Raw genomic sequence first — 23,745 nt, forward strand, 5'->3', positions numbered from 1 at the left:
TGTTTAATCCAAATTGTATTGACTAAGGTCGATGCGGCTTGCCATCGCTTGGTCATATAAGCGGCTGACCTCGGCCTGCTCTTCTGGTGTTAAAGGAAGGCGTGGAGAGCGAGTAACATAACTGCCACGACCCGCTAAGTACTCTGCATACTTAATGCACTGCACTAGAGTAGGAATGGTGTCTAACCGCAGTAATGGTAAAAACCAGCGCCATAACTCCCGCGCTTCTTGGTAACGACCATGCTCCGCCAATTTAAATATCGCTACCGACTCCCGTGGGAAGACATTGGTTAACCCCGAGATCCAACCGGTTGCACCAAGCATCAGGCTTTCTAAAGCAATGTCGTCGACGCCACCAAATACCACAAAACGTTCACCAAATGCACTGAACAGTTCGCTGATCCGACGGGTGTCTTCGGTTGCTTCTTTTACCGAGACAATATTGTCTTCTTGTGCCAGTGTTTTCATGCCTGCAATGGAGACATCCACCCCATAAGTCACTGGGTTGTTGTAAATCATAATTGGCAAGGCGGTGTTTCTTGCCACCTGCTGATAGTGATGAATGGCCTCTCGTTCTGTGGAGCGATAGACCATGCCTGGTAACACCATCAAGCCATCGATACCCAAACGTTCAGCGTCTTTAGCAAATTCCACAGCCAGTTGCGTCGTGGTTTCAGCAACCCCAGTAAGCAGCGGTACACGGCCAGCGACTACTTCTTTTGCAGCTTTTAGTACTGCGCGTTTTTCATCGCCGCGCAGGGAGCAATTTTCCCCCACAGTGCCAAGGACAATGATGCCATGGACTCCTTCCTCAATAAGCTCATTTATCATCGCCTTTGTGGTTTCAAAGTTAATGCTCTCGTCATCATTAAACTGGGTTGTTACTGCCGGGTATACGCCGCGCCAATTAATATTCATGGTTTTACCTTTCTTTGTGGTGACTAGTTATTGTGCTTGCCATCATAGGTATATTGTATACAATAATCAATATTCAAAATTAATTTTTTGCTTTAACGCATTCTATAATTGCTCTGCCTTGATTTTATTGCATTGATTTTTATGTGAATAATTTCAAAAGGAAGTTCTTAATAAATTATCAGTGAGAGGGCAATAGCAAGATACAATGTTGAACAATGAGAGGTCAGGTGAATAAAAATAACACGATTGCAGTGATCGGCGCAGGCGTAATTGGTATCACAACGGCACTGCAATTACAGAGCCGCGGTTACCAAGTCACTTTATTTGATAAAAGCAAGCCCGCGTCGGCCTGCTCACAGGGAAATGCCGGGCACTTTGCCACCGAGCAAGTGTTTCCAATGGCAGACAGCAGCCTGCTTTGGAAATTACCCAAAATGCTTTTCGACCCAATCGGGCCATTACGAATAGACTTACGTAGCATGCTAGGCAACTTACCCTGGTTTTGGCGCTTTTTACTACAAATGCCCAAATCCCGGTTCAATCAAGGTGTGGCAGCATTATCAGCATTGAACCAAGCGGCACTGCCTGCATACCAGCGCTTATTAAAACAACAATACGCCGAGTTGATCGAAAGCCAAGGCAGCTTATTGGTGTGTGAAAAACAACAGAACCTTGATGTGCTTTTTAATAAATATCATCGTCAGGGCATATCCGTCATCAAGCTCAATAGCCAACAAACACAACAGTTGGAACCGAATTTAGCAAAACACATTGCTGGGGCGCTGTATTTTGATCAAGTTGGCCACAGTATGGATCCATATCGCTTGTGCCAAAGGTTATATCAGCACTTTATCGCCGCTGGTGGCACATTTAAAAACGCTGAAATTGACCGCATAGAAACCACTAACAGCCGCCCCTTGCTTAAGACGTCTGAGCAAAGCTTTGGTGTTTTCGACCATGTAGTCATCGCCACCGGGGCATGGGGCAAATCCTTATGCCAGCAATTAGGTTACCGTTTGCCACTTATTGCCGAGCGGGGCTATCACACCATGGTAAAAGACCCAGAAGTGTTTTCACGGCCCGTTGCCTCTAGCGAAAGAGGATTTATTATGACCCCCATGCAAATGGGCTTGCGCTTAGCGGGCACGGTAGAATTTGCCAATGTTGATAGTCCGCCAAATTACCATCGCGCTCGCGCTTTATTTCGCCATGCCCAGACCTTGGTTGACCTGCCACTGGTTGAGCAGCAAGAGCAAATTTGGGTGGGTGTCCGCCCTACTTTGCCAGATTATTTGCCGGTTATAGGTCAAGCCCCGAAACATGACTCGATTTATTTTGCCTTAGGTCATCAGCACCTAGGTTTAACACAAGCCGCGATTACCAGTGAATGTATCGCAGATCTTATTGACAAAAAGCCAAACGACATCGATCTTACTCCCTTTAGTATTTCTCGATTCGCATAGGAGCCAAAATGAAAGGTATTGCCTACCAAAGCGCACAACAAGCGCTAGATAACTTAACCGATATGACTCAAGATGTGTCGCCAATTCCGCAAAGCGAGTATTTGGGTAGAATCGAGCAAGCTCAACGTTACATGAAGCAGCACCAAATTGATGCCTTGTACCTAAATGCCGGAACCAATTTATACTACTTTACTGGTTTAAAGTGGTATGCCAGCGAGCGCTTGGTTGGTGCTATTTTGCCTGCTGATGGCGAAGTGCAATTCGTTGTGCCATTTTTCGAAATAGGTTCAATAAAAGACTATTGGTTAATTGAAGGCCCGATCCACGCATGGCAAGAGGAAGAGTCTCCCTATGCACTTATTGCACAGGTGTTGAATAACTTAGGCTATGATAAACAAGCAACTCTTGCGATTGATGAAAGCACCGCATTTTTCGTGGCCGATGGCATTCAAAAAGCCGCACCCGAGCTTAAATTAATCAATGCCACTGAGATCACCGCTCATTGTCGAATGCAAAAATCTGCCAATGAAATTGCGCTGATACAACGCGCCATGGACATGACACTTGAGGTTCACAAGGCAACGGCGTCGATGCTCTATGAAGGGATCACCACCACTGAAGTCGAGGCCTTTATTAATCAGGCACATAAAAAAGTGGGTGCCTCCGGAAGTTATTTTTGCATTGTGCTATTTGGCCAAGCCTCCTCTTATCCACATGGGGTAAAGAACCCACAAACATTGCAGCCTGGTGATGTTGTTCTGGTGGACACGGGTTGTAAGGTGCATGGCTACCTCAGTGATATTACCCGCACTTATGTGTTTGGCGAAGCCACTGAACAGCAAATAACCATTTGGCAGGTAGAAAAGCAGGCGCAGATCGCGGCATTTAACGCAGCCAAAGTGGGAGCTACCTGTGGTGATGTTGATAAAGCCGCACGGCATTATATTGCCAGTCAGGGGCTGGGTCCCGACTACCAGCTACCGGGTTGCCCGCATCGCACCGGACACGGCATTGGCCTCGATATTCACGAATGGCCTTATTTAGTTAAAGACAACCCTGAGCCTCTGGCCCCGGGAATGTGTTTTTCTAATGAGCCTATGCTCGTGGTACCTGAGCAATTTGGTGTGCGTTTAGAGGATCATTTTTACGTCACTGAAACAGGCCCGAAATGGTTTACCGAGCCGGCGTACAGTATCGATAACCCATTTGCAGTTAAATAAGTGGTGCCGCCAGTGAGCCAAGCTCACTGGCGCGGTGTTATACCATTGTGACTTAATACTTGCTCAATTTGAGGGATTAAGTCTGACGCTAGCTGCGTTAAAAGTTTCTTATTTGCAGCAAATTACTCTTTGCGGTTATGCGGTTGGAATGGCACTTTGACGGTTATCTCAACCCCTTCCCACTGCTCACTTTGACAACGGATCTCACCTTTAAGCAGCTGAGTAACCAGGTTATAAACAATATGCATACCCAGACCACAGCCGCCTTGATTGCGTTTGCTGGTAACAAAAGGCTCAAACAAACTCTTTTGCATGGTTTCATTCATGCCCACGCCATTATCACGGTAAATGATGCGCCAAAAGCGTTCGTCAGCTGTCACGCGAACCATTACCGAGCCACTGGCACTGCCTTCAAAGCCATGAATAATGGAGTTATTAAATAAATTAGCCATTACTTGATAAATCGCCCCCGGATACGTGGTGAGGTTGATGTTTTTGTCGCCTTCAATGGCTAAGTGGATCTCTTTGTTTTTCGCCAGTGGTTTAAGCGAATCGAAGACATCGTGGACGTAGTCGTAAAGATTTATATCTCGCTCAGTTTCACTGGATTGATCCACGGCCACTTGTTTGAAGTTACTGATGAGGCCCTCGGCACGCTGCAAATTACGATTGATAAGTGAGTAACCTTGACGCTGTGACTCGATGGCTTGCAATAAGTCTTGTTGCTTTAAGGTTTTTGATTCTAATTTTTCCACCACACTACTGAGGCTGTCTTCGTTATGAGAAACCGCCGTAATGGCAATACCCAGTGGGGTATTAATCTCATGAGCAACCCCGGCGACCACGACGCCTAAAGACGCCATTTTCTCACTTTCAATCAGTTCGTCTTGGGTTTGCTTAAGCTCGAACATGGCTTGCTCTAGCTTTTGGTTTTTCTTGTAGAGCTCATCGGTGCGCATAGCAACTTTTATTTCTAACTGTTCATTCAGTGACTGCAATGCTTGTTGGTGCGCTTTTAAATCGGCGATGTCTTTTAATGCCCCAGCGATCCGTGTTGCTCTGCCATTGTCGTCACGGTCAACCACTTTGCCCCGCTCAAGTACCCATAACCAATCACCTTGATGGTCTTTAACTCTGATGGAAAGCTCATAGACTTCGCTTTTGCCATCAACACAATCGCGCAACTTTTCCTCTAAGGCAACACAGTCTTTTGGGTGCACAAATTCATACAGTTCGGTTAGTCGCAGCTTGCTCTGTTGATTAGCAAAGTTTATTCTCGGGTGAACGCTGTAGCGATAAATGTCGCCAGTGGTCACATGCCAATCCCAAAGCTCATCGCCACTGGCCCATAACGATAACTCTAAGCGCTCTTGTAGCTGAGCCATTTTTTGGTTGTCTGCTAGCACTTGCTGATAGCGCTGCTGTCTGGCACGAATAAACAGGCTAATAGCCACAATAACAAGCAGTGCGTAGAGGGTTTTAGAGTAACCATTCCACCAAAGCGGCGCGGCAATATTTATGGTAAATTCGTGCACCGGAGATTGTAAGTTAAAGCGGTTTACTGTGTACGCTTCCACTTGGTATTGCCCAGGCTCTAGTTGTAACAAGTTAATTTGCCGGACACCGCTTGCCAGCTTTAACCACTTATCACTCAACCCACGTACACGGTAAAAAAAGCGTAACTGCTCGGAGCCAAAATCGAGGCTAGAATACTGCAATGAAATAATATTTTGGTCATAGTTCAATGTAATTGCCGTGGCTAACTCAGGGGCTGATTTTAATATGCCATCTGGTGTTGGAGTGAGCGGCTCTCCTACTAATTCAATGGTGGAGATCAAAATGGGCCTTGCCGTGTTTGAGACTGAGACATTTTGTGGGAAAAATTGGTTAAACCCTTTCGCCCCGCCCATGAATATTCTGCCATCGGGCGCCTTCCAAGCAGCGTTATAATTAAATTCATGCCCTTGCACACCATCAATCGGTAAAAAGTTATCAATAGCAAAATCCATGACATTGACTCGAGTCATGCCGCCACTGGTTCCAAGCCACATGTATTCATAATCGTCATACACGAGTCCCCATACCGCTTGATTGGCTATGCCGTCGCTCTCGGTAATAGTACGAATGACTTCGAGGTTCTTATTCAGTATGGTGATCCCTGTTTCGCTCGCCACCCACACTCTGTCCCAGGGGTCTTGTGCAACCATAAAGACTAAGTTTGACCTCAGGCCTTGTTGCGTTGTTAAGTTATTAAGCTGCCCTTGTTCGTACTTAAATAGCCCTTCACCAATCGAGCCAAACCAAAGTGCTTGCCCTATTACAGTAAAAGAAGAGACATGAGAGGGGGCATTTTTGTAGCCTTCGAAAAATGGCAACAAGGTGTTGCTATTGGGGTCGTAACGCATTACCCCGAGCGTTCTGGAGCTTACAAGAATACTGCCTTGATAATAAATGACATCATTAAAACTCAGCTCTGGGCCATTTTCTGAGTCGGGTTTTAATTTTGTAAAATCGCCACCGCTCATGTCGAACCGAATAACGCCGTCACCTCGAGTCGTCACCCAAAGCACGCCGTCATAAATTTTAACTTGAGTAATAAAACTGCCTTTTGTCATCGATAAAGCAGGAAAAATACGATGGGCAGCAATAAAGCTATTATTTTGATAAATATACAGTCCTGAAGAGGTGCCAATCCAAAAACGCTCATCGGCGTCCAAAGCAAAGTTACGAACATCAGGGTGACCTAAGGGCGAGTGCGGAAAGTTATGCTCACTCACATGACCAAAAGATTCACTAAGTTGACTGAAAAAGTGTAAGCCCTGAGACTCAGTGCCAATCCAGAGATCGCCGTTGCGATCACGAGTGACGCTAAGTACATTGTTATCTCTTAAGCCATCGTATTGCTCAGCACGGCGATACCAATGACGCACTACATTGCCCTGCAAATCTAAAATATATACGCCATTATTACTTGCAACGAGCAGCTCATTGGCTCTGACTTTAAGGTCGTTAATGTTTAAATTTACCCGCTGGCTGACCTTTTTGCGCCATTTTACTTGTGCAAATTGGCTATCAAAACTGACTAGGTTTTCCTCAGAATCGATTAAAAACATCCGCTCTGCAGCACTAACCAAGCGTTTAAAGTCTCCTGCTAATAACAACTCACTGCCTACTTTTTGCTTGGGTTGCTTAATCAAGCCTTTGCTATTGAGGTAGAAATAGGCGTCGCTTGTTTGTTGTACTTGACGGACAAACTTGCCGTCAAGATAGAGCTTTTCAGGCACTAAATTACTCTGATCGACTAGGTAGGCCTCTCCCTCTTCGGTAGAAACGGTTACCGACTCACCAAAACAATCTAAGTGTTTTACCCTATCTGAGTTTATCGCCTCGTGATGAGTGGCCAAGAGGGATTGAAAAGTGCCGGCTTGGGTGTCGTACATACTCAGACCGGTGCTTGTGCCTATCCAAATAAAACGGTCGCTATGACACAGTGCAGTAATAAAGCCGCCAGATAAATTGGATTTAGAGTTTTGCTTAACCGGAAAATGCACAAATTCATGACCATCAAATCGATTAAGCCCCGCCTGTGTCCCCACCCAGATGTAGCCCAGCTGATCTTGACTTATTGCGGTTACGGTAACTTGGCTGAGACCTGAGTTATAGTCATACCTGCGCATGACTTGTGCCGTATCGTTAAAGCTAGGGACGCTCACTGCCATTGCTCCTGTTGGCAACAACAAAGCCAGATAAACAATTAGGCCGGTAAAATTAAAAGTGAGGTTAAGGCGCATCAAGGGTTGCATAGACACAAACTATTCGGCTGCATTAGTTCAAATATAGCAAAGCAAAATAGGAACGTTAGGTTATCTTGATTGCGTTGGGTGATTGCGTTGCCGACATTCACTTTCATAGAGCCGCAACAGTATTTTGCACCTCAGACTAATGCGACTATTATTCTCCGTTAGGGGTTAACCCGACTCACTCAAAAGGCTTAGTCCTGAACTGCAACAGATCTCTCGGTTAGGTTTGAGTTTTGGGTATCTTATTTAAGCCAGATAACTTTGGGTTACTGGAGTAAGTTTTATTGAGTGTCCTGTTTAAGCCTTATTCAAGTCTTAATTCCTCGTCGTTTGATTCCATTTACTCTTCAAAGATTAGCTTATCTCCCTTTTTAAATGTTAAATAAAAATACAAATATAAACATTTTATTGACACAAAAGTTACAGATATGCACTATCAGCTTGAATAAACTTAATCCACACGGAATTACGATATGAAATCAAAACTAGCCTGCTTAGCTGTAACTGTTTTAAGTAGTAACACAGTACTTGCTGAAGACTTTATTCCTCTTGATCAAGCTTTACCGCCCAGCTACGTCATAAATGGTACCGAGCCTGTGTTTGACTTTGATAAAGATGGTTGTTTGCCCGCTGGGGCCATTAGTCGAACTGGTAAACAAAACAGTGGCGAGCCAATTGGAGGTTCTATCACTAGAGACTGCCGCTACGAAAGTTTATTGGCCAGATCTAACACCTACCATAGATATGCATGCCATGAAAATGACCAAGGCCAGTTCTGCGGCCATCTGTATGAGCTTTACTTTGAAAAAGATCAAGCCTTACATTTCTTTGGTGGTGGACACAGGCACGACGTGGAAACCGTAGCGATATGGACACACGACGGCATTGTAACCCACGGCAGCGTTAGTGCGCATGGCACCCTTGAGACTAAACCCAGATCACAACTTCCTATGGAAAATGGCCATTTAAAGGTCGTTTACCACAAAGATGGCATTCTGACGCATGCATTTAGGTTTGCTAAACCTGGCGAGGCAGCAGAAAATACTTATAACCGTTTTGTTACCCCTACCATTGTAAGTTGGTATGAAATGACCGGCGATGGGATCAGTAATCAAGGGATGCGAGATAGGCTCAACCAATTTTCATATGGATCGGCGAGTTTTAAAATCCGTGACGGGGTTTTTATTCGTCAACTTAATAACGCCAAGCCTGCAAGCTACCCAACTTTTACCCAGCAGGATGCGTTGAACTCTCAATAACGTATGGGTGATGCAGCGAATTACGCTGCTTCACAGCACAACTTCTAGCAAGCCATATTTCACACTCGTACCCTCTTTTAAATGCCATAAATAATCGTAGACACCCACCCAAATTTATCAGGACACCCACTTAAATTTATTAAGGACATCCACCTAAAATTTGTCAGGACACCCACTTAAATTTGTAAAAATCTGTCAGGACATCCACCCAAATTTGCAAGGACACCCACCTAAAATTTATAAGGACACCCACCCAAATTTGTAAGAACAGCTACCTAAATTTTTTAAGGACACCCACCCCAAAGTTTTGTCAGCAAGGTGTCACTCATCATATTGATATTGACAAACTTAAGCCAGATGGCCTTGTTGCAATTAAAAATTTGTCAGGACACCCACTTAAATTTGTAAAAATCTGTCAGGACATCCACCCAAATTTGCAAGGACACCCACCCCAAAGTTTTGTCAGCAAGGTGTCACTCATCATATTGATATTGACAAACTTAAACCAGATGGCCATGTTGCAATTAAGGAAATTAGCTTCACAGAGCTATTTTAGCTGCTCTTTATAGGTAACTTGCTTGAACAACTAATTCACCGGTTAAGACCAGCTAAAATAATTAATCATCACTGCAAGTCAAAATGACTGTGGATCCCTGAGCCATGCAGCAGCTCGTACTTTTCTAGTTTTCCTGCTTCTAGTGTGACTAGACTGATGGCAGAGTCAGACACCAAGTAACCTTGTGTGCCGTGGGAGGAGTTATGTTTGCTTACTTTCAGCTGCCAACGTTTGGTGAATAAATTAAGCGGACTGTATTTGGCATACAAAATGGTATCTAGCTTATCTAGGACTCGGATCAACGATTTTGGAAACTCATTTTTTATCCCCGAGGCCGTAAGCTGCCAAATACGGTTGTCATGGCGACCAAAACGCGCCTGCACGGAAAAACAAAACGAATAGTGCACATCGCCAGAGAGAATAATGGTCTCTTTTGGCGTGTCGGCACGTTTGAAGATCTCGATAAGCTTTTTCGCGGCTCCCTCATGAGCCATCCAGTTTTCAACATCCACCACCAAAGGATCGCCACAGGCATTAAACACCGCTTGAATGGTTTCGATGGCTTTAACACCAAACACTGGTGCAGGACTCACCATAAGTACCGCACTGTGATCAATGAGGGTTTCTTGCAGCTCCATCAGCATTTCCCAGTCCATTAAACCACTGGGCTCGTTAAAGTCTTGCTCATTGCGCCAACGGTGTGTTCGAGTGTCTAACACCACCACTTTTGGAAAAGTATCTAAACAGTAATGCCACTGGCCAAAGCGGCGCACTTGTTTGTCAAACGCAGTAAACGCCCAGCGATTGTCTTGCAAGCTGTTACGAAACCCCTGCTTTAACTCACCGGTGGCCGCCAACGCATCATTGCCCATGCCTTGAAATAACCAATAACTGATCAAACCATTACTGATAATCCGAGTGCTGACCTTGTGATTGGCAATGGCTTGCTCCCACTTCGCCGTCAGGTTCCAGTCATCGGTGACATCGTGGTCGTCAAACATCATTAGCACCGGAACGTTCGCGCATAGGCGCTCGGCGGCTGGTAACGTCTCGATGAAGTCTAGTATGGCTTCTCGCTCACTATTAAAGATAGCCCGCAACTTAGCATTGCCACCGTCATAATTGAGAGCATCGAGGTTGACTAGCTGCCAAGCCAAATGCGAGAAGTTAAGCAAGTAACAAGCAACAAACTCTTCAAAAAAGATTAAGTGATTGTATGCCTTAACACTAGAAAAGTGCGGCTCGTCTTTACGTAACCAATAACTGGGCGATAATTTAGAGCGATCTTGCCACGGCGTTTTGGGTAAATAATGGTGGCGCTGATATAACTGCGCCTGCTGATCTTCTGGCAGTGCTAAGTTAAGGGGCTCTTCTGGGTAAAGGCCTAAGCGTTCAATCAGCTGCCTAATTGCCAACAGCATGGCCCCTGCGACATCATCGGCATAAATCTGATCGCCAGAAAAAATACATAAGTCAGCCCCTATTTCACCTAGCTCGCGTTGCTGCGACTGCCACTTATCAGCCGTATGCAGGCTGTCTTTACTGTGATGGTGAGGGTTTCTGCATGAGCCATGCAGTACTTGTTCAATGTTGTTTGGCACTGCAAAACTCAAACTTTGTTGATCGTACATAAGGTAGTCAGGTTGGTAAGCCTCATCATCCACTACCAACAAATAGCGCAGTAACTTGCCATCGGGTAAGGGCTTGGAACTGGTGACTAATACAAAGTGCAAAAAGCAAGCTTCACCTAAGCGAAAGGTTTCCACGGCGCATTCGGTTTTAGCATCGGCAATCACCACATCCAGTGACACCGGCTTACACGTTACCAGCTGAATACAAACCTTAGCAGCTTCGACCCGACGTAACATCGGGCCCATTAAGACCTTAGGTAACTGCTTAAGCTGGGCTGCCATGTTGGCGCTTTACCAAGTTAAATAGGTTATAAAAGTTTTCTGTGGTTTGCTGTGCCAGCTGTTTGTAACTTAAGCCTTTTAATTCAGAAATATAATACGCCACATCTTGAACGTAAGCAGGCTGATTGGTTTTGCCACGATGTGGCACTGGTGCCAAATACGGTGAGTCGGTTTCAATCAACAGTCGGTCCATGGGCAATTGCTTAACCACTTCTTTTAGCTCTGTGGCATTTTTGAAGGTAACAATGCCCGAAATGGAAATATAAAAGCCCATATCAATGGCTTGCTTGGCCATATCCCAGTCTTCGGTAAAGCAATGCAGCACGCCACCGCAGTTTTCAGCGTTGTGGGCGCGCATAATATCAAGGGTATCGGCCTTGGCATCACGGGTATGGATGATCAAAGGTTTTTGCAGCTCATTGGCTATATCTATATGCCCAGCAAAACTTTGCTGCTGCACTTGATGGGTGTCTTTAGCGTAGTAATAATCAAGCCCTGTCTCGCCAACCGCGACCACTTTATCGTACGCGGCCAATTGGCGTAACTTATCCACATCTAACTGATCTTTTTGATCCAGTGGGTGGACGCCACAGGACGCCGAAACGTCATCAAACTGGCTGATTTTCTCGAGCATATCGGGAAACTGTTCCAGCGTTACGCTAACACACAAAAAGTGTTCTACCTGTTTTTGTCTCGCATTGGCTAGCACTTGTTCTAAGCTTAAGCCTAGCTTATCAAAATCGAGTCTGTCTAAATGACAATGAGAGTCTACTATCATACTGGCTCTACATGGTGTAAGTGGGTTTATCTGAGTGCAACATGCTACCCAGAAGCTTATTAATTTTATCGTTTAGTGCCGGCGCGTCTTTAAAAGCGACACCCACACCAGGCGGATTGGAATTTTGTGCACCTTGAGGTGTAAGCCAAGCCACTTCGACCTCTACCTCGTCCGCTTCTAAGGCATCGGGTAAAGTCACCCGCAACGTCAGTGGCTGCCCCATTTCAAAGTGGCCGTTGGATTTAATAAACATGCCGCCCGACTTTAAAAACGGCATATAACAGCGATATAACTCATCTAAATCTTCAAAGTCTGCAAGTAGCGCTTGCATAGGTCACCTCTTTACAGCAGTTTTTGCAAGATAAATAACAACTTAGAAATACTTAAGTGTTGATTTAACCCTAACACATTTTTTTGCTCGTACATAAAACGATGCACGCTTTCCACTAGGCTTTGATAGCCGCTAAAGTCTATGCTGTTATCATGCATGAGTGCTTTTTGCACACGATTAAGCACAAAACGGGCAAACACTTCGCTCAAGTCATTGTTTTTGAGAAGTATCTTTTCTACGACATCGGCGCTTTCTGGGGTTAATTGAATCGCGGCTTGATACAAGCTTGTGATCTCATCAAAGCGCTCTTGCTGGTGCCACTTGGCTACCATTAGTGGCTGGCGTGCGAACTCACTAAACCACGGATAATCGCAAGCAATGCCTTGCTGAGTTAACCACTGCTGTGCCTGTTCGTGGGTGGGAGAATGCATCACCACTTTATTACAACGGCTTAAAATCGTTGCAGGCAGCTTGCTGTCGTCGTCACTGGTGATGATCAAGTAGCGACCAGGGTTGGGCTCTTCCAAGGTTTTTAACAGTGCATTGGCGGCAGAATGCGTCATTAAGTGCCCTTGCTCAATTAACGCCACTTTATTGCCGCCCTGCTGCGCCGAATGATTAGCAAAATCACTGATTTCACGAATTTCATCAACGCCAATGGATTTGCCTTCGCTCGCCACCAGCAACTTATCGGGGTGGTTTCCTGAGCGGTTCAAAGAACAAGACTTACACTGGCCACAAGGGGTAATACCATTTGGCTGCAGGCATAATAACCCCTCACTGAGATGCTCAGCAAGCAAGGCTTTTCCTACCCCTACTTTACCCGAAATCAGTTGAGCATGGTGCAGCCGACCACTGTTTTTGGCCGCATTTAAATAATCTAAGCTTGCTTGATGCCATGCTGGTGTATCGCGCATTAAGATACCCGAACTTGATGGCTGCTCAGCAAACGTTCAACCAGCGTAATGCTTTGCGCTAATACTTGCTCTTGACTTTGGCTGGCATCAATAACACAAAAACGTTCAGGCTCACGCTCGGCTTGTTGTAAATAACCCGTTCTGGCTCGCTCTAAAAACTGCAGCTTTTCATCCTCAAGGCGGTCAAGGCCTTCGCCGCGCGATTTCACACGTTTTAAGCCTTCTTGTGGGTCTAAATCTAAAATCAGGTTCATGTCTGCTTTAAAGCCACCGAGTACTAAATCATTAATAGTTTTAATGGTATTGTAATCAAGGCCTCGAGCGTAATGTTGAAAGCTAAAGGTGGCGGCATCAAAGCGGTCAGATATCACCACTTTTCCGGCTTGCAGTGCTGGGATGATTTTTTCTTGAACGTGTTGCGCTCGCGCCGCACCAAACAACATCAGCTCTGTTATGTCTGTCATTTCGGGAGTTGAGGGATCTAAAATTACGTCACGGATTTTTTCAGAAATGACCGTGCCACCCGGTTCCCGCGTCATCACCACCTCAACACCTAGCCCTTTTAGGTGTGCTTCTATTCCCTTGATAACGGTTGTTTTGCCTGCGCCATTACTGCCATCGCAGGCTAACATAAAGCCTTTGTTCATTACTGTGATTTACTCATATTCTATTATTGCGACCATTTTATCTTGTTTTTGTTATTTATTCAGTAGTGATATTAACCCAAGTGTTACCGCTCTAATGAAAGCAAGATTTAACAAGCAAATCACAGACACCCACTTCAAATTAGTACATTCCTAAATCAACTGTTTAAACTGGCGGGGTTAAAATGGGTGTCATCGATGTTCTTCTATTGCTATTTTTGCTGTTTTTTAATGATTTGCTATCGCTGCGCGCCCACTAGCGTTTTGCTTGTACTATCCATGCATAAACCTTCTCGTTTATTTCGGGCATTATTGGCTCACTGCATGAATTGGCATAGCTCATTATGGTCGCTTCTTCGCGTTGCAATCTCAAGGTGTGATCCATATCTTCAATAATGTGCGTTTCAGTTTGGCTTGGTGATATTTTTGAAATTAACAGGGTATCATCTGGATGGCACTGAAAGTCTTTGCTCCCGCCAATGGCTAATATCGGATGCTGAGTTTTCTGCAAGAAGGATTTAACGTCGTAATTAAATGTCTCCCGATAAAACTTGGTACTCACCCGATTAAACGCCACCCATATGCGCTTGGCTTTGGTGGTTTCAACCTTATGCCTGAGCTTTTTCATCGTCTCTAGTGGGTCTTTGGTATACAAAAACAGCCGGACCATCTTTCCTTTTAGTCCCGTAATTTTATTTAAATCGCGATTTAATATCTCAGCATTTTTGACGCCGTCTTCTTCAAAGCTCCTAAGGCTGGCACATAACATAATTATACCAGCAAGCTCTGGCCTTGTTGCTGCGATTTCAGGCGCCAAGACTGCGCCCTCACTGTGGCCAAGAAGGTAAATTTCGCTTGAGTTAATTACATCGCTTTGGTTGCTGATAAAATCAATGGCCGCAGATGCGTCTGCAACCATGTCAGACAAACCAGCCACGTTAAAGTTGCCCTCGCTGTTACCACACCCTCTTTTATCATAACGAAAAGAAGCAATGCCTTTATCTGCTAGATACTCAGCTAGGTATTTAAAAATTTCAGTATTAAAACCAGAGATGTTGCCATCGCGATCTTGCGCGCCACTGCCATGAACCATAATTACACACGGCGGCGGAGCCTCACATTGAGGCCTAGTAAGCGTGCCCACCAAAGTAATTTTATCTGATTGGAAAGTGACTTCTGATTGCAAAATAAATTCCTTTTTTACATCAACATAATGATTTGGCTTAGCTTAACGTAAAGCAACCAAGAGCTCAGGTCAACGGCACTGAAGCCTTTAATTAGCTAATGCAATTATGCAAAACCATTTGTCCTTGCTGCCAACACCCCATTCAGTTTATGGGCATTCGGGCCCGAACGATAAGCCATAAAACAAGTTCCTCAACTGGGTCACCTTAACCTTTTGACACAAATAAAGAGTAACAGGAGAGATAAAACTTAAGAAACTGACTAAATTGAAGATTTTAATTAGCGTAATAAGCTAAGGCCTGACTGCGCCCAGTTAAAATGAGAGTGACCGCCAATCACTCACCACACCCTCGACTTTTACATCGCTATTTTCTATATAGAAGCATCACAGAACGACGCAGGGCTTGTTCAACACTTGGATAAGGTCGCGGCTTCGCGCGACCTATCCTTATTTGTTAGGCGAATTTACGTCTCTCCAAATAAGTATGCTAAAATCTCCCAAAGCTCAAAGAGATGCGTATGATCTTTCTCTTCGTTAAAAAAATCAAAACCATTACACTCTGAATATATTAGCTTTTTGACATAAGTACCAAACTCTCCCCATACATTACATTTAATTGCGTCAACCATTAAACTAGGGTTATATACTTCCTCAAACTGTTCGAGTGTCAACATTCCTTCTAGCTCCACGTGATAAAACTTATTCAAGAAATCCACACCATCAGATACAATTTCGTCGAAGTGACTTTGTAGATGGTAATCACTTTCTCTGTGTAAATCATAAAGTGATTGAGATAGAGGAGAGTTCCTATTATAAATTGTTTCTATATCCATTAGTTCAAATGGGTTGAGAAGTGATATTTTTATATAGTACTTAGCTATAGGTCCAACCTCATCACCGAATTCGTTATTTCTATATAGTACGCAGAATCCATCAGAGTTTAATCTATTTGCTTTCTCTAATATCATATCCTCTGCAATTTTATAAATATGCTCTATGTTTTGATTTGCTTTTTTACTCATTGACTCTGTTTGATAGAGAGGTAAACAAATCGTTGAAAATGAACGTTTAGTCAAACGTTCTTCATTTTTAACAATCAAATTGATAGGATTAAAGATATCTAGCCTTCTATTTAATCTAGAGCCACAAACTTTTAAACACAGAACCCTAACACCAAAGAAGCTGATTAGTTGTAAAACTGCATGTGATAAAAGAGTACCAAAACTTTCAGAGATAATAACTATTGATATTTCTCTATTATTAATATGAGGTAAGTGGTTTTTCAACTCAAAAATATAAGCGAGTATTTCGGTTATGGCTTCTCGCTCTGTTTTTACACCTACTTTAAGCTCAAAAACATAAAAATTTCTCTCATAATCATGGATTAAAAAGTCTGGAAAAAGCCTTTCATTTCGATTCAAAGAAATGTTCTTAGGATTTTCATCTCCAATGATCTCGTACTCTTCATTTTTAAGTCTTCTATAAATATGCAGGACGGAGTCAGTATAACGTTGTTTAATTGACGTCTCTATAGAGAATGCATCTTCAGCATAAAGATTTACTTTTGCCATTAGTCTATAATATCCAATCCCTTTAATAAGCTCGCAAAAACGTCCTTGACAAAGTGCATTGTATATTTCTGCTTGCAAGTCTTTTTCTAACATAAATACTACCTTGATACTTTTCGCCTAACGCTTAAAGCAGCGGCGCGTATTACGCGTCCGACTGACTTTTCTTGTTAGCATTTTCTAAGGCGTGATTAGTTAAACGATCAAAAAGTTCTTTCTTCTGATCATTTGTGCCAAATCGACTTGTATGCGGAATATAAGAAAGAGCCCTGAATAGGTAATAGATTGCCACTAAGTAACCGACCATAGAAACCACATGTAAGAGTGGCGAGACCAGCAGTGATATTACTATTAATATCATTGCTTTAATGAAGTAATGCAATCCACCATAAATTGCAATTTGCCTGCATTTTACTTCCAATTCATAATTGTCATATACAGATGCAGCCAAAGAGAACCACATTGCAGTTTTCTTATCACCACTCAGCCTCCTTGATGTAGAAAGTACGACCCTTTGGCCACCTTCTATTAAGATCCAAAAAAGAGCAGATCCTAATGCACCTTGGACTATAACGGGCCATTTCAGTATCTCGTTAATTATTTCCATTTTCAATCCATTCAAAAAAGAGTCTCATATAGCTGCAGATGCTAACAGTGTATTGGCGTGAACGCAGAAATATCTAGATTGATGAAATGGTTCATTTCATTCCGCCAAGCTCTTGTAATTATATTTATAACAACAACTTACCACTAAATGTATTGGCGCTCAAGTAACGGTCAGCTGGAGAAAGCGAGACCAGAGATATTCGTGACCCTAAAATCTCGTTATGCAATATAGCTAAGTTTATATATTTCATAGACTTAATAAGTGAAATTAGATAATCGAGACGATAAAAAATGCTAAAAGCGAGAAATACGGCTGGCAATTTCTTCAACTTCACTTATAACTGTATACATGCACAGTAAATTAAAACCAGATTATGTCAGCCTAACATTTTAGACCATGTACGAGCTGAGCTCAGGTATGTGAAAGCTAGCACCTACTAGAAACAGATGACATTTGCATAAATAAAAAGCAGATAGCTAACTATGGAGAGTTTATTGAGTTAAAAGAAGCACTAAGCCAGAAGCACGCAATGCTTAGCGAACAGACAAAGAGCACACCCTAAGGTGTGCCCTGCTAGAAAAATTAAATCACCGAAAGCTCAACTTTGATGTTGCCACGAGTAGCATTTGAATAAGGGCACACTTCATGGGCCTTTTCGACCAGTGATTGCGCGGTTTCTTTGTCCATATCGCCCATAGCCACGGCAAGTTTTACTGCTAAGCCAAAGCCCCCGTCGGTTGGGCCAATGGATACTTCTGAATCAATGTGCGTCTCTTCTGGCAAGTCGACTTTGGCTTTGCCAGCAACCAATTTTAAGGCACCAATAAAACAAGCCGCATAGCCTGCTGCGAATAACTGCTCAGGGTTAGTGCCTGGGCCATCGTCACCACCTAGGCCTTTGGGTGTCGATAAAGACACATCTAAACGTCCATCATCAGACTGAGCTGTGCCACTACGGCCACCGGTTGCTTTTGCTTTGGCCGTGTACGCGATACTTTGTAGTTCTTGCATAAAGACTCCTGTTTGAGTGTTAAGTTGCCTGCTGAAATACCTACAAGCACAAGCAATTAGTTTGCATGCAAAATAATAAACCATTTTATGTAAATTGCAAATAGTTTGCACACAAACTAAAATGCACACATACGTTATTAGCGAACATAATTAAGATGAAGTACCCGCAACTCAAATTAGATAATCAAATTTGTCACCGCCTCTACATGGCGTCTAATGGCATTGCCCGCGCTTATCGGCAATGGTTAGACGAGCTGGAATTAACCTACCCACAATATGTCGTCATGATGGCGCTGTGGGAAAAAGACAACATTAGTATTGCTGAGTTGCTCGACAAAACACACATCGATGGCGGTGCCATGACGCAAATTTTAAAAAAGATGAGTGATAAACACTTGCTCAGTATCGTAAAGAGTGAGCAAGATAAGCGTAAGCGCGTGTTGAAGTTACAACCGAAAGGCACAGAGTTACAGCATCAAGCAGCGATGATCCCAGAGCAGATCCGCTGTCACTTTCCGAGCATTACTGAAACCGAAGCACATACGTTGATAAGTTTATTGGATAAAATAAACAATGATATCTCGCTCAAAAGCAATGATTAACACAGCTTTATTCGCTTTAGAATGCCAGGGGTGAGCAGAAAAGCTATTGGAGTTAATTGCAACAGCTGCAACCATGTAGTCCTAGTTACAAAATTAGTCACTCCAATCACTTGAGTAAATAGCTTGGCCCATAGGCAGAGGCTATTTGTTGGCCATTTAACCACCCCTTTGGTGTTTTCAGTTTGCACCCTACTCGCTCTGTGCGACAATGCTCTCTAATAAATAGGTACTTTTTGCAAAACTAGCAGGTATTGGGCTCAATGGCTGAACATAACGAACAATCACTTCAACCTACGATATATTGGCACGACTTTGAAAGCTTTGGCGCCACGCCACAAAAAGACCGACCCAGCCAGTTTGCCGGGATCCGCACCGATTTAGATTTAAATATTATCGGCGAGCCCTTGATTGAGTACTGCCAGCCAGCGCCAGACTATCTGCCTCAGCCTCAGGCCTGCTTAGTGACCGGGATCACGCCGCAAATGGCTTTGCAGAAAGGTTTAAATGAAGCGGAGTTTATGGCCAAAATCCATAATGAATTTGCTCAGCCACAAACCTGTGTGGCCGGTTATAACAGCATTCGTTTTGACGATGAATTAACCCGCTATAGTCTTTATCGTAATTTTTACGACCCTTATGAGCGCGAGTGGCAAAATGGTAACAGCCGTTGGGACATTATTGATTTAGTGCGGGCGTGTTATGCCTTACGCCCAGATGGCATCGAGTGGCCACTGCGTGAAGATGGCAACCCAAGCTTTAAGCTTGAACATTTAACCTTGGCCAATGGCATTGAACACGGTGCCGCCCACGATGCTTTAAGTGACGTAACCGCAACCATTGCTTTGGCTAAGTTAATTAAAACCAAACAGCCAAAGTTATATGATTTTTATTTTAATCACCGTCATAAAAAAGCAGTCAATGAGTTAATTGACGTCTACAACATGCAACCTTTGGTGCATATTTCTTCGATGTTTTCTGCTGCGCAAGGCTGCACTTCGTGGGTAGCGCCAATGAGCTTCCATCCAGTAAATAAAAACGCGGTAATTTGTTTTGATTTAACCCAGCCGCCTGAGGTACTTGAAGAGCTTGACGTTGAGCAATTAAAAGCTCGCCTCTACACTAAACGCAGCGAACTCACCGAAGATCAGTTGCCTGTTGGATTAAAGCTGGTGCACATCAATAAGTGCCCCTTTATCGCACCAGCAAAAACCTTATTACCGGAAAACGCAGAGCGCCTTGGCATTGACCGTGAAGCCTGTTTAGCCAACCTTAAATATTTGCGCGCGCGACCAGAGTTAAGAGATAAAGTCGCAGAAGTTTTTACTGAACAAAACGGCTTTGATAAGCCAACTAATCCGGATTATCAACTTTATGATGGCTTTACCAGCAAGGCCGATAAAGCCAAGTTTGCCATTATTCGTGCCGCCTCTCCCGAGGAGTTGGCTGAGATGCAGCTAGATTTTGAAGACAGCAAATTCCATACGCTATTATTTCGCTACCGTGCCCGTAACTGGCCTCATACCTTATCACCGCAAGAACTTGATAAATGGCGTAAATATTGTCAAAACAAGTTGATGCATAATGAGGATAACCCATCCATTTCGGCCGAAGATTTTATGCTGGAGCTGGAAAACCTAGTTGCTGAGAACGAGAGCAATGAGCGCAATATGACTATATTAAAAGCGCTCTATCACTACGCTCAAAGTCTATAATGCATAGCTCACTGCAGCCAAAGCAGTGAGCTATGTCGTTAGCCATTACCAAGTACTTTCGCGGGGTCGGTTTTAGTCGCTTGCCATGCGGGGTAAAGGCTAGCAATGGCAGCCATAATAAAGGTGGCCGCGAGGCTAATATAGATGTCCGTCCATACTAATTTGCTGGGCAAATACTCAATAAAGTACACCCCTTGCAGCGGGTTATTGTCACTGAGGTTTATCCAGGCTTTAAATAGCTCAGGAATATTAATCGCTAAAAATATCCCCACCACACTGCCTATTATCGCACCGATTGCCGCATAGGTGATCCCTTGCATAGCAAAGGTGGCGAATATGGTGCTGTCTTGTGCGCCCATGGTTTTTAAAATGGCAATGTCGGCGCGCTTTTCTTTTACTTCCATCACCATGGACGAAATAATATTAAAACTCGCCACAGCGATGATTAAAAAGACCACTAAATACACTATGGTTCGCACCATTTGAATATCTTGATACAAGCCACCTTGAGTACGAAACCACGAAGACACATACACCAAATCGGGAAGCGTTTTCCCCGCTTGGGTGGCAATCTGATGCGCTTGAAAGACATCGCTGACCTTTGCCCGTAAGCCCGTAACCGTCGTGCTATCCATTGCCATGGCTTGTTGTAAGTCTTGAATAGGCAATAGTGCCAAGGTTTGATCCAACGGTCCGCCCATGGCAACCAGTCCGGCCACGGTGGCGGTTAAGCGCTTAGGAGCTGCTAATGGGTTATCAGCATGGCGATTGGCCACCAGCAATTGGATGCTATCCCCCACCTCAACGGCGAGCTTTTTTGCAATGGCCTGACCAATAATGATCTCACCCGAAGCCAACTGCGATAACGGCTTTTCGGCAACAAACTCGCCAACGCTAGAGACGTTTTCATGCAAGTTAGGCACAATGCCTTTGAGCTGAGCGGCTTTTAGTACTCCCTTAAACTGCAGCATTGCCGTGAGGTTAATCTCGGCCGTGGCGGCGACAATATTAGGATGCTCTTCTAAAAGGCTGACTTTAGAAGGCCAATTGGCAATGGGCTCATAAGGTGCTTCATAGCTTACCTGAGGGACCACAGACAATAACCGCTGCTCAAGTTGCTCTTCAAAACCATTTATTACAGACAGCGCAACGATTAACACCGCCATTCCAAGCATCACACCCAGAGTAGAAGCCCGGGTTAAAAAGCCAATAAAGCCAAGTTGACGTTTTGACTCACGAAAGCGTTTACTTAAAAAGTAACTAAGCATGCTGGTATTCACCTACTTTACCATCGTCTAGCTGCACCGCGCGGCCAAGCTTATCTGCCAGCTCTAAATCGTGGGTCACCACCACAAAACTGGTATTAAGCTGTTGATTCAATTCATTCAATAAATCATAAATTTTTAGGGCATTGTGTTTATCTAGGTTGCCTGTGGGTTCATCGGCTAACACCAGCGCCGGCTCAGTTACCAAGGCGCGAGCAATGGCGACCCGTTGACGCTCTCCGCCAGACAGTTCAGAAGGTTTATGCTGAGCCCGGTGGCTAAGCCCTACTTTATCTAACATCGCCAAGGCCTGGGTATTGGCAGTTTTTGCGTCTTTGCCGGCAATGAGCAGCGGCATGGCGACGTTTTCTACTGCCGTAAACTCCATCAATAAGTGATGAAATTGATAAATAAACCCAAGGTGTTGATTACGAAATTCGGCTTGTTTTTTTCGTGATAATTTACCGACTTCCACCCCTTTGATTTTCACACATCCTTCAGATGCCTTATCCAAGGTACCAAGAATATGCAATAGGGTACTTTTTCCTGAGCCGGAACTGCCAACAATGGCCAGCATTTCTCCCTGCTCTACGGCCAAGTCGACCCCTTTTAGTACTTTGACTTGTGTTTTGCCATCTTGGTAGTTTTTCACCAGCCCTTGGCAATGTATTACTAATTCACTCATATCTTAAAACCTCAGCTGGTAACACATTAGATGCTCGTTTTGCCGGGTATAAAGTGGCAATAAAGCTAAGTAAAATACTGCCACACGCCATCATCACTAAACCGAGCACCTCAATTCTTACCGGTAGTGTTGCGCCGCCTAATAGATTCAACCCCAATAACTGCAACACCTCATTAATGTAATTCGATAACAACAGCCCAGCCACAACCCCAATAAGGGTCCCAATCAAACCGTTATACATACCTTGTGCCATAAACACTCGAGCAATCATTGCCGGCGTAAAGCCCAGTGTTTGCAGTATGGCGACTTCTCCTTGTTTTTCACTGACCATCATCGACAGTGCAGAAACAATGTTAAACACAGCGACGATAATGATCAGTCCTAACAGCAATGACATCACCCTTTTTTCCATGGCCACCGCAGCAAATAAGGTCCCTTGTTGGGTTTGCCAGTCTTGGTATTCCAGCCCCTGTAATTGCTCACCAAGTTGTTGATAAAAAACTTCTAATTCAAAAGCATCATAAAGATGAATATTAAGGTCGTATTGCTTGGGCTGCTTACGCATTAACCGCTGTAAACTTTTACCATCGGCAAAGGCTAGGTAGGTATCGGCTTCACTTTGGCCATCATAAACCGCCGCTACCGTAAATAACCGCTGCGTTGGGGTGCGCCCGAGCGGTGAATAACTGGTGTATTCAGGCATGATAACTCGCACTTGCTGACCGACACTCACTCCCAGCTTGTTAGCTAAGTAACGGCTGATGGCTAATTGATATTTTTGTTGTTGTAAGTGCTGTAAACTGCCCGCCTGCACACTTGGTTGTAAAACACGGTTTGATTGCGCAAATAGTCCCTGTAACTTCACCCCCACCAAATCTTGGTTGGTTTGCAATATGACATCACTGGCCAAGTACGGCGATACTTGTTTTACGAGCGGGTGATTGCTTAAACGTTGGCGCTTTTCACGACTTAGCTGCTCACTGTTTTTGACTTGAATATGCGGGATTAAATCTAACATCGCGGACTTTAAGCTTTGTTCAAAGCCATTCATTACCGAGCTCACTGTGAGCAAACTCATTAGCCCTAATGCAATACCTGCAATGGAAAAAAAAGAAATAAATGAAATAAATGCATTGCCCTTAGCAGCACGGCTATACCGCAAGCCAACAAACAAGCTAACTGGTTGAAACATAATTTATCTCGTCAAACTTAGCTGCGCCGATACTACCATATACCAAGCGTAAGTGATGACTGAAAACGAAGAAAAAATGTGACAATATTTGAATAGCAAAGCGAACCCGTAAAGTGAG

The 23,745-nt window shown here is 44.0% G+C and carries 19 protein-coding genes; 5 read left to right on the plus strand and 14 right to left on the minus strand.

Features of this window, described 5'->3' with window-relative positions; translation table 11 throughout:
* Positions 1-3: 3 nt before the first annotated feature.
* On the minus strand, positions 4-918 hold the full coding sequence (locus R3P39_RS06560) for a dihydrodipicolinate synthase family protein (protein ID WP_336566437.1): 915 nt from the start codon (positions 916-918) through the stop codon (positions 4-6).
* 227 nt (positions 919-1,145) lie between these two features.
* On the opposite strand from R3P39_RS06560, the gene R3P39_RS06565 reads away from it, so the two are divergent.
* Both R3P39_RS06565 and R3P39_RS06570 read left to right on the plus strand, forming a co-directional pair.
* Positions 1,146-2,381: an NAD(P)/FAD-dependent oxidoreductase gene (locus tag R3P39_RS06565; RefSeq protein ID WP_336566439.1), complete on the plus strand. Its 1,236-nt coding sequence runs from the start codon at positions 1,146-1,148 to the stop codon at positions 2,379-2,381.
* An 8-nt stretch (positions 2,382-2,389) separates the two neighbouring features.
* Positions 2,390-3,601 carry a M24 family metallopeptidase gene (locus R3P39_RS06570; RefSeq protein ID WP_336566440.1) on the plus strand — a complete coding sequence of 404 codons (1,212 nt, stop codon included), beginning with the start codon at positions 2,390-2,392 and terminating at the stop codon, positions 3,599-3,601.
* A 122-nt stretch (positions 3,602-3,723) separates the two neighbouring features.
* Here R3P39_RS06570 and R3P39_RS06575 read toward each other — a convergent pair whose 3' ends face one another.
* The gene (locus R3P39_RS06575) at positions 3,724-7,320 is read right to left on the minus strand and encodes a sensor histidine kinase (RefSeq protein ID WP_336566441.1); all 3,597 of its coding nucleotides are present in this window, start codon (positions 7,318-7,320) and stop codon (positions 3,724-3,726) included.
* A gap of 554 nt (positions 7,321-7,874) precedes the next feature.
* Between R3P39_RS06575 and R3P39_RS06580 the strand changes: the two genes are divergently transcribed.
* A complete protein-coding gene (locus R3P39_RS06580) occupies positions 7,875-8,660 on the plus strand; it encodes an NPP1 family protein (RefSeq protein WP_336566442.1) in 786 nt (261 codons plus the stop codon).
* 624 nt (positions 8,661-9,284) lie between these two features.
* Here the strand turns inward: R3P39_RS06580 and R3P39_RS06585 are convergent.
* The 9 genes from R3P39_RS06585 to R3P39_RS06625 form a co-directional block, all read right to left on the minus strand.
* On the minus strand, positions 9,285-11,129 hold the full coding sequence (locus R3P39_RS06585) for an alkaline phosphatase D family protein (protein WP_336566443.1): 1,845 nt from the start codon (positions 11,127-11,129) through the stop codon (positions 9,285-9,287).
* Entirely contained in the window at positions 11,113-11,907 is a 795-nt protein-coding gene (locus R3P39_RS06590) for a TatD family hydrolase (RefSeq protein ID WP_336566445.1), read from the minus strand. Before R3P39_RS06590 ends, R3P39_RS06585 begins: the two co-directional genes overlap by 17 nt.
* Positions 11,908-11,914: 7 nt before the next feature.
* Positions 11,915-12,238, minus strand: a complete 324-nt coding sequence (locus tag R3P39_RS06595) for a PilZ domain-containing protein (RefSeq protein ID WP_336566447.1) — start codon at positions 12,236-12,238, stop codon at positions 11,915-11,917.
* Between the two features lie 11 nt (positions 12,239-12,249).
* The gene (holB, locus tag R3P39_RS06600; RefSeq protein WP_336566449.1) at positions 12,250-13,155 is read right to left on the minus strand and encodes a DNA polymerase III subunit delta'; all 906 of its coding nucleotides are present in this window, start codon (positions 13,153-13,155) and stop codon (positions 12,250-12,252) included.
* On the minus strand, positions 13,155-13,802 hold the full coding sequence (gene tmk / locus R3P39_RS06605) for a dTMP kinase (protein ID WP_336566450.1): 648 nt from the start codon (positions 13,800-13,802) through the stop codon (positions 13,155-13,157). Before tmk ends, holB begins: the two co-directional genes overlap by 1 nt.
* A 253-nt stretch (positions 13,803-14,055) precedes the next feature.
* Positions 14,056-14,985, minus strand: coding sequence for an alpha/beta hydrolase (locus R3P39_RS06610; protein ID WP_336566452.1), 930 nt, complete (start codon positions 14,983-14,985; stop codon positions 14,056-14,058).
* A 464-nt stretch (positions 14,986-15,449) separates the two neighbouring features.
* A complete protein-coding gene (locus R3P39_RS06615; protein ID WP_336566453.1) occupies positions 15,450-16,649 on the minus strand; it encodes a hypothetical protein in 1,200 nt (399 codons plus the stop codon).
* A 49-nt stretch (positions 16,650-16,698) separates the two neighbouring features.
* Positions 16,699-17,160, minus strand: coding sequence for a hypothetical protein (locus R3P39_RS06620; protein WP_336566455.1), 462 nt, complete (start codon positions 17,158-17,160; stop codon positions 16,699-16,701).
* 582 nt (positions 17,161-17,742) lie between these two features.
* Complete coding sequence (locus R3P39_RS06625) at positions 17,743-18,171, minus strand: organic hydroperoxide resistance protein (protein WP_336566457.1); 429 nt, start codon at positions 18,169-18,171, stop codon at positions 17,743-17,745.
* 155 nt (positions 18,172-18,326) lie between these two features.
* On the opposite strand from R3P39_RS06625, the gene R3P39_RS06630 reads away from it, so the two are divergent.
* The gene (locus tag R3P39_RS06630; RefSeq protein ID WP_336566458.1) at positions 18,327-18,773 is read left to right on the plus strand and encodes a MarR family winged helix-turn-helix transcriptional regulator; all 447 of its coding nucleotides are present in this window, start codon (positions 18,327-18,329) and stop codon (positions 18,771-18,773) included.
* Positions 18,774-19,033: 260 nt separating this feature from the next.
* Positions 19,034-20,485 carry an exodeoxyribonuclease I gene (gene sbcB / locus R3P39_RS06635; protein WP_336566460.1) on the plus strand — a complete coding sequence of 484 codons (1,452 nt, stop codon included), beginning with the start codon at positions 19,034-19,036 and terminating at the stop codon, positions 20,483-20,485.
* Between the two features lie 38 nt (positions 20,486-20,523).
* Here sbcB and R3P39_RS06640 read toward each other — a convergent pair whose 3' ends face one another.
* The 3 genes from R3P39_RS06640 to R3P39_RS06650 are packed head-to-tail and all read right to left on the minus strand — an operon-like array spanning position 20,524 to position 23,627.
* Positions 20,524-21,753: a lipoprotein-releasing ABC transporter permease subunit gene (locus tag R3P39_RS06640; RefSeq protein WP_336566461.1), complete on the minus strand. Its 1,230-nt coding sequence runs from the start codon at positions 21,751-21,753 to the stop codon at positions 20,524-20,526.
* On the minus strand, positions 21,746-22,435 hold the full coding sequence (gene lolD / locus R3P39_RS06645) for a lipoprotein-releasing ABC transporter ATP-binding protein LolD (protein ID WP_336566462.1): 690 nt from the start codon (positions 22,433-22,435) through the stop codon (positions 21,746-21,748). The genes R3P39_RS06640 and lolD overlap by 8 nt, the downstream gene beginning before the upstream one ends.
* Entirely contained in the window at positions 22,428-23,627 is a 1,200-nt protein-coding gene (locus R3P39_RS06650) for a lipoprotein-releasing ABC transporter permease subunit (RefSeq protein WP_336566463.1), read from the minus strand. Before R3P39_RS06650 ends, lolD begins: the two co-directional genes overlap by 8 nt.
* Positions 23,628-23,745: the final 118 nt, after the last annotated feature.

This window comes from Pseudoalteromonas sp. UG3-2 (genome assembly GCF_037120705.1).
In the GTDB taxonomy this organism is placed as follows: domain Bacteria; phylum Pseudomonadota; class Gammaproteobacteria; order Enterobacterales; family Alteromonadaceae; genus Pseudoalteromonas.

Coding starts and splice junctions, on each gene's coding strand:
- R3P39_RS06560 (WP_336566437.1), bottom strand. CDS start 918: ATGAATATTAATTGGCGCGGCGTATACCCGGCAGTAACAACCCAGTTT.
- R3P39_RS06570 (WP_336566440.1), top strand. CDS start 2,390: ATGAAAGGTATTGCCTACCAAAGCGCACAACAAGCGCTAGATAACTTA.
- R3P39_RS06575 (WP_336566441.1), bottom strand. CDS start 7,320: ATGGCAGTGAGCGTCCCTAGCTTTAACGATACGGCACAAGTCATGCGC.
- R3P39_RS06580 (WP_336566442.1), top strand. CDS start 7,875: ATGAAATCAAAACTAGCCTGCTTAGCTGTAACTGTTTTAAGTAGTAAC.
- R3P39_RS06585 (WP_336566443.1), bottom strand. CDS start 11,129: ATGGCAGCCCAGCTTAAGCAGTTACCTAAGGTCTTAATGGGCCCGATG.
- R3P39_RS06590 (WP_336566445.1), bottom strand. CDS start 11,907: ATGATAGTAGACTCTCATTGTCATTTAGACAGACTCGATTTTGATAAG.
- R3P39_RS06595 (WP_336566447.1), bottom strand. CDS start 12,238: ATGCAAGCGCTACTTGCAGACTTTGAAGATTTAGATGAGTTATATCGC.
- holB (WP_336566449.1), bottom strand. CDS start 13,155: ATGCGCGATACACCAGCATGGCATCAAGCAAGCTTAGATTATTTAAAT.
- tmk (WP_336566450.1), bottom strand. CDS start 13,802: ATGAACAAAGGCTTTATGTTAGCCTGCGATGGCAGTAATGGCGCAGGC.
- R3P39_RS06615 (WP_336566453.1), bottom strand. CDS start 16,649: ATGTTAGAAAAAGACTTGCAAGCAGAAATATACAATGCACTTTGTCAA.
- R3P39_RS06620 (WP_336566455.1), bottom strand. CDS start 17,160: ATGGAAATAATTAACGAGATACTGAAATGGCCCGTTATAGTCCAAGGT.
- R3P39_RS06625 (WP_336566457.1), bottom strand. CDS start 18,171: ATGCAAGAACTACAAAGTATCGCGTACACGGCCAAAGCAAAAGCAACC.
- R3P39_RS06630 (WP_336566458.1), top strand. CDS start 18,327: ATGAAGTACCCGCAACTCAAATTAGATAATCAAATTTGTCACCGCCTC.
- sbcB (WP_336566460.1), top strand. CDS start 19,034: ATGGCTGAACATAACGAACAATCACTTCAACCTACGATATATTGGCAC.
- R3P39_RS06640 (WP_336566461.1), bottom strand. CDS start 21,753: ATGCTTAGTTACTTTTTAAGTAAACGCTTTCGTGAGTCAAAACGTCAA.
- lolD (WP_336566462.1), bottom strand. CDS start 22,435: ATGAGTGAATTAGTAATACATTGCCAAGGGCTGGTGAAAAACTACCAA.
- R3P39_RS06650 (WP_336566463.1), bottom strand. CDS start 23,627: ATGTTTCAACCAGTTAGCTTGTTTGTTGGCTTGCGGTATAGCCGTGCT.